This is a genomic window from Pseudomonas sp. CFBP 8771 (assembly GCF_014841695.1).
Taxonomy (GTDB): Bacteria; Pseudomonadota; Gammaproteobacteria; order Pseudomonadales; family Pseudomonadaceae; genus Aquipseudomonas; species Aquipseudomonas baltica.
Map to the genome: position 1 here is coordinate 478168 of NZ_JACYUJ010000002.1, position 12524 is coordinate 490691.

At 64.4% G+C, this 12524-nt stretch carries 9 protein-coding genes; 2 read left to right on the forward strand and 7 right to left on the reverse strand.

Features of this window, described 5'->3' with window-relative positions:
- Positions 1-12: 12 nt before the first annotated feature.
- From tldD to mreB, 7 genes are all read right to left on the reverse strand, one after another.
- On the reverse strand, positions 13-1455 hold the full coding sequence (gene tldD / locus IFT80_RS06790; protein WP_122479511.1) for a metalloprotease TldD: 1443 nt from the start codon (positions 1453-1455) through the stop codon (positions 13-15).
- Positions 1456-1742: 287 nt separating this feature from the next.
- Positions 1743-5558, reverse strand: a complete 3816-nt coding sequence (locus tag IFT80_RS06795; RefSeq protein WP_192137020.1) for a YhdP family protein — start codon at positions 5556-5558, stop codon at positions 1743-1745.
- A gap of 94 nt (positions 5559-5652) precedes the next feature.
- Positions 5653-7110 carry a ribonuclease G gene (gene rng / locus IFT80_RS06800; protein ID WP_122479513.1) on the reverse strand — a complete coding sequence of 486 codons (1458 nt, stop codon included), beginning with the start codon at positions 7108-7110 and terminating at the stop codon, positions 5653-5655.
- Between the two features lie 61 nt (positions 7111-7171).
- Positions 7172-7759: a Maf family protein gene (locus IFT80_RS06805; RefSeq protein WP_192137022.1), complete on the reverse strand. Its 588-nt coding sequence runs from the start codon at positions 7757-7759 to the stop codon at positions 7172-7174.
- Between the two features lie 34 nt (positions 7760-7793).
- A complete protein-coding gene (mreD, locus tag IFT80_RS06810; protein ID WP_122479515.1) occupies positions 7794-8282 on the reverse strand; it encodes a rod shape-determining protein MreD in 489 nt (162 codons plus the stop codon).
- Positions 8282-9355, reverse strand: coding sequence for a rod shape-determining protein MreC (gene mreC / locus IFT80_RS06815; protein WP_197975790.1), 1074 nt, complete (start codon positions 9353-9355; stop codon positions 8282-8284). The genes mreD and mreC overlap by 1 nt, the downstream gene beginning before the upstream one ends.
- Positions 9356-9521: 166 nt before the next feature.
- Positions 9522-10559 carry a rod shape-determining protein MreB gene (gene mreB / locus IFT80_RS06820; protein WP_008371426.1) on the reverse strand — a complete coding sequence of 346 codons (1038 nt, stop codon included), beginning with the start codon at positions 10557-10559 and terminating at the stop codon, positions 9522-9524.
- A gap of 205 nt (positions 10560-10764) precedes the next feature.
- Here mreB and gatC point away from each other — a divergent pair, with 205 nt between their 5' ends.
- Positions 10765-11052, forward strand: coding sequence for an Asp-tRNA(Asn)/Glu-tRNA(Gln) amidotransferase subunit GatC (gatC, locus tag IFT80_RS06825; RefSeq protein WP_122479517.1), 288 nt, complete (start codon positions 10765-10767; stop codon positions 11050-11052).
- Positions 11053-11068: 16 nt separating this feature from the next.
- Positions 11069-12520 (forward strand): Asp-tRNA(Asn)/Glu-tRNA(Gln) amidotransferase subunit GatA, encoded by a 1452-nt coding sequence (gene gatA / locus IFT80_RS06830; RefSeq protein ID WP_192104244.1) that lies wholly within the window; start codon positions 11069-11071, stop codon positions 12518-12520.
- Positions 12521-12524: the final 4 nt, after the last annotated feature.

Consider the following 12524-nt stretch of genomic DNA (forward strand, 5'->3'; position numbering starts at 1 on the left):
CTGTCATCCGCTTCAGGCGCCGGTACCGCCCACGGTGATCGCGTCGATCTTCAAGGTCGGCTGGCCCACGCCCACGGGCAGCGACTGCCCATCCTTGCCGCAGGTACCCACGCCACTGTCGAGCGACAGGTCGTTGCCGACCATCGAGACCCTGCTCATCGCTTCCGGGCCATTGCCGATCAGCGTGGCGCCCTTGACCGGCGTGGTGATCTTGCCGTCTTCGATAAGGTAGGCTTCGCTGGTCGAGAAGACGAACTTGCCGCTGGTGATATCCACCTGCCCGCCACCCAGGTTGGCGCAATAGATGCCCTTCTTCACCGAGGCGATGATTTCGGCCGGGTCGCTTTCGCCCGCCAGCATGTAGGTGTTGGTCATCCGCGGCATGGGCAGGTGCGCATAGGATTCGCGACGACCGTTGCCTGTGGCGGCCACGCCCATCAGACGCGCATTGAGCTTGTCCTGCATGTAGCCCTTGAGCACGCCGTTTTCGATCAGGGTGGTGCACTGCGTAGGCGTGCCTTCGTCATCGACGCTCAGTGAACCGCGACGCCCGGCCAGGGTGCCATCGTCGACGATGGTGCACAGGCTGGAGGCGACCTTCTCGCCCACGCGGCCGCTGTAGGCCGAGCTGCCCTTGCGGTTGAAATCGCCTTCCAGGCCGTGCCCGACCGCTTCGTGCAAGAGAACGCCGGACCAGCCCGCGCCCATCACCACGGGCATGGTACCGGCCGGCGCCGCCACCGCCTCGACGTTGACCAGCGCTTGGCGCAGCGCTTCGCGGGCGTAGCCCATGGCGCGGTCTTCGGCCAGGAAGTAACGGTAATCGGTGCGGCCACCGCCACCGTGGCCGCCGCGCTCGCGACGCCCATTGTGCTCGACGATCACACTGACATTGAAGCGCACCAGTGGACGCACGTCGGCGGCCAGGCTGCCATCGGCTGCAGCGACGAGAATTCTTTCCCAGACACCGGCCATGCTGACGGTGACTTGCTGGATACGCGGGTCCAGCGCGCGGGTGGCGGCGTCGACACGCTTGAGCAGGTCGACTTTCTCGGCGCGGGTCAGGACCTCCAGTGGGTTGTCAGGACCGTACAACTGGCTGACCACAGGACTGCTGAACGCCTGCACGCGGCCGTTCTGGCCAGCGCGGGAAATCGAGCGGGCCGCACGCGCGGCCTGCACCAGGGCGTCCTGAGTGATGGCGTTGCTGTAGGCGAACCCGGTCTTCTCACCGGACTGAGCGCGCACGCCCACGCCCTGATCGAGGTTGAAGCTGCCTTCCTTGACGATGCCGTCTTCCAGCGCCCAGGACTCGGAAATCTGACCCTGGAAATACAGGTCGGCGGCGTCTATACCGGGGCCGGCCAACTCGCCCAACACCGACTGCAGGCTGTCCAGCGTGAGGCCGCCGGGTGCCAGCAGGTGTTCGCTGACGGTGGATAACATCTGGCTCATATTTACTCCGCGCTGTTCGCAGGACGCTCGACGTACTGCGTAGAAAAAGCTCGCAGGACGCTCGACGTACTGCGTAGAAAAAGCTCGCAGGACGCTTCGCGTGCTGCGTGGGAAAGTGCTCGCAGGACGCGTGGCGTCCTGCGCAAATGACTGCGCGCGGGTGGCCGGAAGCGGCCCGCGCAATTCGGGTGTCGGTGACGGATGCTCAATACATGCGTCCGCCCGGACACTTTTTCAATACCGGAGCCCGGCCGACAGTCCGATACCGGGCGACGGCCACCGCGCCATCAGCCGCCGAAAGGCTTGACCAGGGTCATCTGCGGATCCTTCCAGGAACCCTCGATGCGGTATTGCACGCTGGCGAAGCGCGCCACGCGGTCGCCCAGCAGCTTGTTCACCACGAACAAGGCGCCGCCCACCACCGGCGCGCCGACCAGCACCGCTGCCAGCGGCAGGCTGTTGGTGATCGGCAGGGCAACCTGCACTTTGGCGTTGACGCCGTCGCGGACCATGTCCAGGGTACCGTCCAGATCGATGTCGGTGGTGGGACCGCGCAGGGTGATCGGGGTACGCGTCACATAGACCCCTTCGCTGGCCACCAGCAGGCCTTTGACTCGATCGTAGCTCAAACCCTTGCCCAGCACATCGGAGAAATCCAGGCGCAGGCGACGGCCGATGGCATTGAAGTTGAGCAGGCCGAACACGCGTAGAGCCTGGGCGCCGCCCTCGACCTCGACGAACTGGCCATCACGCAAAGTAGCGTCCAGGTTGCCGGAAAAACGCTTGAGCCCGACCCAGGCCGGCGAACCCGGCCAGCGACCATCGGCGTCGAGGTGGAACGACTCGCTGGTCACGGTCGGGGCAAATTTCCACGCCTGCAGCACATCGGCCAGGTTCTTGCCTTGCAAGCGCCCGCGGAACCACGTGCTGGAGGCTCCCGGCGCGCCTTCCCATGTGCCCGCGCCGTGCAGCATCAAGCCCTTGAGACCCAGGTCGAGATCGTTGAGGGCGACACCCTTGGAAGTTGGGCGCAGCTTCAACGACCAGCTGCCGATCAACTCTTCGCCCTGCAACAGCTGGCGGATCCTGACATTCACCGCGGGTATCTTGCGTGGGTCGACATTGGCCAAAGGGTCCGGTGCTTCCACCGGGTTGTCGGCCTTGACCGCGTTCGGATCGACCGGCGGCAGGCGCACGGTATCGAGGTCGACGTTGATCGGGGTCGCCTTGCCATCGGGCACATCGACCTTGCCGGTGATCTGTTGGCTGGCCAGGGCAAGGTGCCAGGCGCTGGGGCTGCGGTTGAGTTGCACGTGCGCCTGGTCGAGTTGCTGACCGAAGCCCTTGAGCGTGCCGACCTGCAGGTCGACCGCATTGATCAACTGGCTGGCAGTGCCACCCGGATCGCCACCGGTGTATTGCTCGGCCTGCTGCTGCCAAGGCTCCAGATCCAGGGTCGGCAACGCGCCACGGACTCGCAGCCCCTGGGTTGTGGGCATCTGCGGCGTACCAGAGCCGACCAGCAACTCGCCCCGACCATTGGCCAGGTCGGCGGGCGGAGCTGCATAGGCAAAACCGGCCAGATCGGCATAGGTGACGTCGAAGCGGCGTTCCCGGTCCTGCAGGTTCATCACGAATACGGTCGGGCGCGCCACAGGGCGTGTTTTGCCAAAGGGCGCAGGCAGGTCGATGTCGACACCCTTGAGGTCGGAGTCGACGCGAAGCTGGCTGTCGGCACCCAACTTGAGCTGCAGCTGGTAGGCAATATCACCGGAAGCCGGCACGGCCTGCTTGACCTGCAACCAGTCGACCAGGCGCTTCACGGTGATCTGGCTGTGGGCGACGATGCGGGTCAACGGCTCGCCTGGCTTGCCTTCGGCAGAAATCTGCGCCTTCACCGGCTGATCGAACGCCTGGGCAGTGATGCCCTCGCCGCTCAACCCCTTGTCGAAGTCGAAACGAAACGCCCCGCCCAGCTGGCTGAGCGCAAGCTCCGGAGACTTGATCTTCAGGCGGGCCGCGTGGGTGCTGAAATCCACCACGACTTTGGGCTCATGGCCCTTGACCAGCGGAATGTCGAGGTCGAGCCTGCCCTTGAGCGGGCCTTCACCCTGCCAGCCGGCGAAAATGTCGGCGGTGCCGATGGGCGCGGTCTGCAGAATTTTCAAACCGTCGGCCAGCCCCCCGTCGAAGCTGCCTTTGACATACAGGTGGCTGTCCTCGCCAAGGGGTACATGGGGCACAGTGACGGAAACGTCGCTGACCTTGGTGTCGAGGATCTGCCCGCGGTCGGCCAGGATGCGCACGTCACCGTCCTGGATATAGACATTGCCGGCGACCTTGCGCGCCTCCGGCCAACCGGGCTGGAACGCCAGGGTCACGTCGTGGACCTTGAAGAACAGCGTGATACTGCGCGAATGCGCCTCGGCCGCGCTGGCCAGCGAACCCTGGTACTGGAAGTAACCTTGGTCGACCGCGCCGCGCTTGATCGCCGTACGCAGCCACTGGTCGACCGCTGGGCTGAGTACCTTGGGCAGATATTTGCTGGTGTAGGCGCCATCACCATCGACCAGGCCGACGCGCAGGTCCATGTAGGGCTCGGCCTCATGGTGCAATGGCAGACGAATGAGAAAGTCCGCTGCAATGTTGCCTTCTTCGCCCAGCACCTTGATGGCCGGTGCGATCAGGGTGAACGCGTGTTCATCGAGCTTGAAATTCAGGCGAGCGTTGGCCTTGAGGTAATACCAGGGCTTTTCGAAGATCGGGCTCAGGTGCAGCATGAACTTTTCACTGTCCAGGCGCAGCTCGCCCTGGCCGATATCGCCGATCAGGCTACCGCTGACATTGTCCGCCGCCGGGGCGCCGGAATAGGCGTCGAAGCCGACGTTCTCGAGGTTGGCCGCGTAGCTCAGGCGCTCGGCCCCGGTGGCCTTGGGGCGGATGTCGAGCGAGACGTTGCGCAGCACACCGGTGAGGTTCAGGCCGTTGGCGATGGCTGCCACCTGCTTGGGCAGGGGCACCAGCGCGTCCAGCAACGGCGTGATCGGTGTCAGGTCGAGACGATCGGCCTGGATGCGCCACTGCTCCTCGGCCGCGGACGTCGCGGCGCGCTGCTGCAGAGCCACGTGGGTCTGCCAGGGCTTGCCATCCAGGGTCATGGCCAAGGTGCCCAGGTTCAGGTCGAAGCCTTCGGCGCTGCGTTGCGCCCAGGCCTGCAGCTTGAGATCGGCGATGGCGTAGGGCTTGTGCTCGGCGCGGGCACCTTTGAACGTCGGCACATCGAGCTTGACCACGGCTCGCTGGACGTTGGCATCCGCCCAGTCCAGCCAGAACTCGCCGCCCGCCTTGAACTGTTCGAGTTTCCAGGCCTGGGTGTAGCGGCTCGGCAACCATTGCGCCCAGTCGCTCTGCGGCAGGTTCAGATAGACCTGGGCACGGCCCTGGCGCCACCGTTCGGCACGCAGCTGTGCCTCCACGTTCAGCGCCAGCGGCTGGCCATCAGGCAAATGCAGGCGCAGATCCAGGCGCTGGCGCTCTTCGCTGGTGCGCAGGCTCAGACCCACATAGGTCAAGGTCAGCGGGTCGTGCTCGAACGGTTGCAGGGTCAGTTGGCTGTCGAGCACCGACAGCCGCTCGACCTGTTGCATCTGCTGCAGCGTGCGCTGCATGTCGAAGGCCTGGTCCTGCTGCTGCGGCAGCCCCTTGAGCGACCACTTGCCGGCAGCATCCTCGACGGCGCTGAGCTGTACGCCGCCCAGTTCGAGATGGGCAATGCGCACCGACCGCGCCAACAGGCTGCCCCACAGGTCCGGCACCACCCTGACTCGATCCAGACGCAGCGCATTGCTGCCCTCGCCCACTTGCACATCGTGAACCAGCAGTATCGGTGCCAGACGGCTCCAGCGTCCTTCCAGGCTGCCGATGCGCACCGGCATGCCCAGCGCTTCGCTGGCACGTGCCTCGATCTGCGCGTCGTATTCGGCCACCAGGGGCACCAGCTGCCGGCCCAGGCTGACGTACAGCGCCAGCAACACCAGCAGCACCGCACACAGCGTCAGCGCCCAACGCGTCAGGCCAGCGAGCACGGCATTCAAGCGGACCATGCAGGCATGCTCCCGCCACAGGCCGCGTCAGCCTGAAAGCCCGAAGCTTGAAGACTGGAAGCCTGAAGACTGGAAAATCGTTTCACTGGCCGTTTCAGAGCAGCACCACATCATATTGTTCCTGGGAATACATGGACTCGACCTGGAAGCGAATGGTTCGTCCGATGAAGGCTTCCAGTTCAGCCACATTGCCTGATTCTTCATCGAGCAGCCGGTCGACCACTTTTTGATTGGCCAGCACGCGGTAGCCCACGGCCTGATAGGCCCGAGCCTCGCGCAGGATCTCGCGGAAGATCTCGTAGCACACCGTTTCCGGGGTTTTCAGCTTGCCGCGGCCCTGGCAACAGATGCAGGGCTCGCACAGGACCTGTTCAAGGCTTTCGCGAGTGCGCTTGCGGGTCATCTGCACCAGGCCCAGCTCGGTGATGCCGATGATGTTGGTCTTGGCGTGATCGCGTTCGAGCTGCTTCTCCAGGGTGCGCAGAACCTGGCGCTGGTGTTCTTCATCTTCCATGTCGATGAAGTCGATGATGATGATTCCGCCGATGTTGCGCAGACGCAGCTGCCGGGCAATGGCGGTGGCCGCTTCCAGGTTGGTCTTGAAGATGGTCTCTTCGAGATTGCGGTGGCCAACGAAGGCCCCGGTGTTGACGTCGATGGTGGTCATCGCCTCGGCCGGATCGACCACCAGATAGCCGCCGGACTTGAGTGGCACCTTGCGGTCCAGCGCCCGCTGGATCTCGTCTTCCACACCGTACAGATCGAAAATGGGCCGCTCGCCCGGGTAGTGCTCGAGACGGTCGGCGATTTCGGGCATCAATTCGGCCACGAACTGCGTGGTCTTCTGGAAGGTCTCCCGGGAGTCGATGCGGATCTTCTCGATCTTCGGGTTGACCAGATCGCGCAGGGTCCGCAGCGCCAGGTCCAGGTCCTCGTAGATCTCGGTCGGCGCCCCGACGGTCTGGATCTGCGCGTTGATCTGGTCCCACAGCCGGCGCAGGTAGCGGATGTCCATGAGAATTTCCTCGGCGCCCGCCCCCTCGGCGGCGGTGCGCAGGATGAACCCGCCAACCTCCTGGATACCCTCTTTCTCGACGCAGTCTGCCACCACCTTCTTCAGGCGCTCACGCTCGCCTTCATCCTCGATCTTCAGGGAAATGCCGACGTGCCGGGTGCGTGGCATGTACACCAGGTAGCGTGAGGGAATCGACAGCTGGGTGGTCAGGCGCGCGCCTTTGGAGCCGATCGGGTCCTTGGTGACCTGTACCACCAGGCTCTGCCCCTCATGGACCAGGGCGCTGATGGTTTCCAGGGTCGAGCCTTCGCGCAGGGAGATTTCCGAAGCGTGGATGAACGCGGCGCGGTCTAGGCCGATGTCGATGAAGGCGGCCTGCATGCCGGGCAGCACGCGCACCACCTTGCCTTTATAGATATTGCCGACGATCCCGCGCCGCTGGGTGCGCTCGACGTGGACCTCTTGCAGGACACCGTTTTCCACCACGGCCACGCGCGATTCCATCGGCGTGATGTTGATCAGAATCTCTTCGCTCATGGCTGGGTCTCGTTCCTGGTGTCTTTATTGTAATGACGATGGCGCTCCCGGCCGGCCCTCTTCAGGACACTTGCCAGCAGGCGATGCCATTGCGTTGCAGCAGCGCCGCGGTTTCGTACAAACCCAGGCCGACGACGGCAGAATAACTGCCTTCGAGCTTTTCTACGAATATTGCGCCCAGACCCTGGATGCCGTAGCCCCCCGCCTTGTCCACCGGTTCGCCGCTGGCCCAGTAGGCACGGGCTTCGGCTTCGTCTATCGGGCGAAACGTGACCCGCGCCGAGGCCGTGCCGATGTCCATCTGCGTGCCATCGAACAGCGCCGCGGCGGTGAGCACTTCATGGGTGCTGCCGGATAACAGGGCCAGCATTGCCAGGGCATCGGCTTGGTCGCGCGGCTTGCCGAGAATGCGTCCTTGCGCGATCACTGCAGTGTCCGCGCCCAGCACGTGAGCGGCCCCCGGCTGCGACCGCGACTGCCAGCCGGCGCGCGCCTTTTCTTCGGCCATGCGCTGCACGTATGCATGGCTTTCTTCGCCGGGCCTGGGTGTTTCGTCGATGACGGCGTTGATCACGTTGAAGGGTACGCCGATCTGCGTCAGCAGTTCACGACGCCTGGGCGAGCTGGAAGCCAGGTACAGGGTAGGCATGCAAGGCGTCTCCGCGTCGGGCCGCGCGGGCCCGTCAGTTGATGCCCAGGCGCTTGCGCAAGCCACGCAGCAGGTAGCTGACCCACGGCCAGAGCAAGGCGCTCATCAAGGCAGGCAACAGCAGGGCCAGGGTAGGTTGGCGGTTGCCGGTCAACGCGCTCAGCCACAGCTGCACCAGCTGCGCCAGACCGAAGACCACGAGGATGACCAGGCTCTGCTGCCACATTGGAAAGATGCGCATGCGCTGGGCCAGGGACAGGATCAGAAAGGTGATGAGGCTGAGGATGAGTGCGTTCTGCCCAAGCAGGGTGCCGAACAGCACGTCTTGCGCAAGGCCGAGGATCCAGGCGGTGGTCATGCCCACCTTGTGTGGCACCGAGAGCGTCCAGTAGGCCAGCAGCAGGGCCAGCCACAGCGGCCGCAACACTTCCATGAACTGCGGCATGGGCGACACGCACAGCAGCAGACCGACGACGAAGGTCAGCCAGATCACCCAGCCATTGCGCGAGCGCGTACCAACCATTATTGCCTCTCCCGTGTGGTGGCCGGCGCAGAGCGCGAAGGTGTCGCCGGCGGGGTTCGCTCAGGGGTGGCGGCCGGGGCCGAGCTGGCACGCGCCGGGGTGGTGGCTGCCGGCGTCGTGGTGTGGGCAGGCGTTGCCGGTGCCGCAGCGGGCGCAGCAGTGGCTGGCGCGGAGGTTGCTGCAGGGACCGGCGTCGCCGGGGTGCCGTCCTGTGGCGCGGCACCCTGGCGGTCGGCCGCCTCTTGCGCCTGCGCAGCTTCGGTCGCCCGCTGCTCCGGCGAGCGACTGTCGCTGAACACCAGCAGCAGATAGCGGCTGCGGTTCAGGGCGGCGGTCGGCACGGCGCGGACGATGGCAAAGGGTTGACCGGAGTCGTGGATGACTTCCTTGACCGTGGCCACCGGGTAACCCGCCGGGAATCGCTGGCCCAGGCCAGAGCTGACCAACAGGTCGCCTTCCTTGATGTCGGCAGTGTCGGCCACGTGGCGCAGCTCGAGCCGCTCGGGATTGCCCGTGCCGCTGGCGATGGCGCGCAGCCCGTTGCGGTTGACCTGCACTGGAATGCTGTGGGTGGTGTCGGTGAGCAGCAGCACACGCGAGGTGTAGGGCATCAATTCGACCACCTGCCCCATAAGGCCACGCGCGTCGAGCACCGGCTGGCCGAGTACCACGCCATCGCGCTCGCCCTTGTTGATCAGGATGCGATGGGTGAACGGGTTCGGGTCCATGCCGATCAGCTCGGCAACCTCGACCTTTTCGTTCACCAGCGCCGAAGAATTGAGCAACTCGCGCAGGCGCACGTTCTGCTCGGTCAGCGCCGCCAGCTTCTGCAGGCGCCCCTGCAGCAACAGGCCTTCGGTCTTGAGTTTCTCGTTTTCGGCCAGCAGCTCGGTGCGGCTGCCGAACTGGCTGGCAACGCCTTCGTACAGGCGCTGCGGCAGGTCGGTGACCCAATAGGCACGCATCAGCACCAGCGACATTTCGCTGCGCACGGGTTTGAGCAGGATGAAGCGCGCGTCGACGACCATCAGCGCGACCGACAGCACGACCAGCACCAACAGGCGCACGCCCAGTGAGGGGCCCTTGGTGAAAAGCGGTTTAATAGGCCGCTCCTCCCAGGCAAATGTTCATGTGGTCATTCATGTGACGGCAAACCGGCCCGGATCGAAAGTACAGGACGCATACAGGTAGCATCGAAGACGCTACCTGTAAACGACCCCAGGAATCTTTCCCGCGAAGTTATTCGCTGGAGAGCAGATCCATGGTGTGCTTGTCCATCATTTCCAGGGCGCGACCGCCACCCCGAGCCACGCACGTCAGCGGGTCTTCGGCGACGATCACCGGCAGGCCGGTTTCCTGGGCCAGCAGCTTGTCGAGGTCGCGCAGCAGCGCGCCACCGCCAGTCAGCACCAGGCCGCGCTCGGCGATGTCCGACGCAAGCTCGGGAGGCGACTGTTCCAGCGCGCTCTTGACGGCCTGCACGATGGTCGCGAGCGACTCCTGCAGGGCTTCGAGCACTTCGTTGGAATTCAAGGTGAAGGCGCGTGGAACGCCTTCGGCCAGGTTGCGGCCACGCACGTCGACTTCACGCACTTCGCCGCCTGGGTAAGCGGTGCCGATTTCCTGCTTGATGCGTTCGGCGGTGGATTCGCCGATCAGGCTGCCGTAGTTGCGACGCACGTAGGTGACGATGGCTTCGTCGAAGCGGTCGCCGCCCACACGCACGGATTCGGCATAGACCACGCCATTGAGCGAGATCAGGGCGATTTCGGTGGTACCACCGCCGATGTCGACGACCATCGAACCGCGGGCTTCCTCGACCGGCAGGCCGGCGCCGATGGCGGCCGCCATGGGCTCTTCGATCAGGAACACTTCGCGGGCACCGGCGCCCAGCGCCGATTCACGGATGGCACGGCGTTCCACCTGGGTGGATTTGCAAGGCACGCAGATCAGCACGCGCGGGCTGGGCTGCAGGAAGCTGTTCTCGTGCACCTTGTTGATGAAATATTGCAGCATCTTTTCGCAGACGCTGAAGTCGGCGATCACGCCGTCCTTCATCGGGCGAATGGCGGCGATGTTGCCGGGAGTACGGCCGAGCATGCGCTTGGCTTCGGTACCGACCGCAACGACACTTTTCTGATTACCGTGGGTCCGAATGGCCACAACTGATGGCTCATTCAGGACAATACCGCGCTCACGCACGTAAATAAGGGTGTTGGCAGTGCCCAGGTCAATGGAAAGATCGCTGGAAAACATGCCACGCAGTTTCTTGAACATGGGAAAAGGACCCTAGGCAACGCGTGGGTAAAAAAGTGCGGCAAACTCTAACAACGGCGGGGATTTTGGGCAAGGCGCCAATATGTTAAATTGGCTGTTTTTCCGGGCACGCCTGCACTCGATCGCGGCCATATGACCACAGAAGTGCGATAGTGTTCCCCAAAACCACGGCTTTGCCGTATTTCATTTTCCACTGGAGATCCCCATGGCGCTTGAACGCTGCGACGTGGAAAAAATCGCTCACCTGGCCCGCCTGGGCCTGAATGAAGCCGATATGCCACGCACCATCGAAGCACTGAACAGCATTCTGGGCCTCGTCGACCAGATGCAAGCGGTCGACACCAGCGGCATCGAACCCCTGGCCCACCCACTGGAAGCCAGCCAGCGGCTGCGCGCCGACCAGGTGACCGAACGCAACCAGCGCGAGGCTTACCAGGCCATCGCACCGGCGGTCGAGAACGGCCTGTATCTGGTTCCGAAAGTCATCGAGTAAAGGGAAAGAGCCTGCCATGCATCAACTGACACTGGCCGAGATCGCCCGCGGACTCGCCGACAAGAAATTTTCTGCCGAAGAACTGACCCGGACCCTGCTGGCGCGTATCGCTGAGCTGGACCCGCAGCTCAACAGCTTCATCACCGTCACCCCCGAGCACGCCATCGCCCAGGCGCAGGCCGCCGATGCGCGCCGCGCCAATGGCGAAGGCGGTGCCCTGCTGGGTGCACCGCTGGCCCACAAGGACCTGTTCTGCACCCAGGGCATCCGCACCAGCTGCGGGTCGAAGATGCTCGACAACTTCCAGGCGCCCTATGACGCCACCGTGGTGGCCAGGCTCAATGCAGCGGGCGCGGTGACCCTGGGCAAGCTGAACATGGACGAATTCGCCATGGGTTCGGCCAACGAGAACAGCCACTACGGCCCGGTGAAGAATCCCTGGAACCTGGCCCACGTGCCCGGCGGCTCCTCGGGTGGCTCGGCGGCAGCCGTGGCGGCGCGCTTGTTGCCGGTGGCAACGGGCACCGACACCGGCGGTTCGATCCGTCAACCGGCGGCCTTCACCAACCTCACTGGCATCAAGCCGACCTACGGCCGCGTGTCTCGCTGGGGCATGATCGCCTACGCTTCCAGCCTCGACCAGGCCGGCGTGCTGGCGCGCAACGCCGAGGACTGTGCCCTGTTGCTGCAAGGCATGGCGGGCTTCGACCCGCAGGACTCCACCAGCATCGATGAGCCCGTGCCCGACTACAGCGCCACCCTGGGCGGCTCGCTGCAAGGCCTGCGCATCGGCGTACCGAAGGAATACTTCGGTGCCGGCCTCGATCCGCGCATCGCCGACCTGATTCACGCCAGCATCGAGCAACTGCAGAAGCTGGGCGCAACCATCAAGGACATCAGCCTGCCGAACATGCAGCAGGCAATTGCCGCCTACTATGTGATCGCGCCGGCCGAGGCCTCTTCGAACCTGTCGCGCTTCGACGGCGTACGCTTCGGCTATCGCTGCGAACACCCCAAGGATCTCACCGACCTGTACAAGCGTTCGCGCGCCGAAGGCTTCGGCCCGGAAGTACAGCGCCGCATCATGGTCGGGGCCTATGCACTTTCGGCGGGCTACTACGACGCCTATTACCTGCAGGCGCAGAAGATCCGCCGCTTGATCAAGAACGATTTCATGGCCGCCTTCGAAGACGTCGACATGATCCTCAGCCCGACCACGCCGAACCCGGCCTGGAAGCTGGGCGCCAAGAATGCCGACCCGGTTGCTGCCTACCTCGAAGACATCTACACGATCACCGCCAACCTGGCCGGCCTGCCGGGCCTGTCTATGCCGGCCGGTTTCGTCGATGGCCTGCCGGTCGGCGTGCAGCTGCTGGCCCCCTATTTCCAGGAAGGCCGCCTGCTCAATGCGGCGCACCAGTACCAGCAAGTCACCGACTGGCACACTCGCGCGCCTGAAGGCTTCTAAGGAG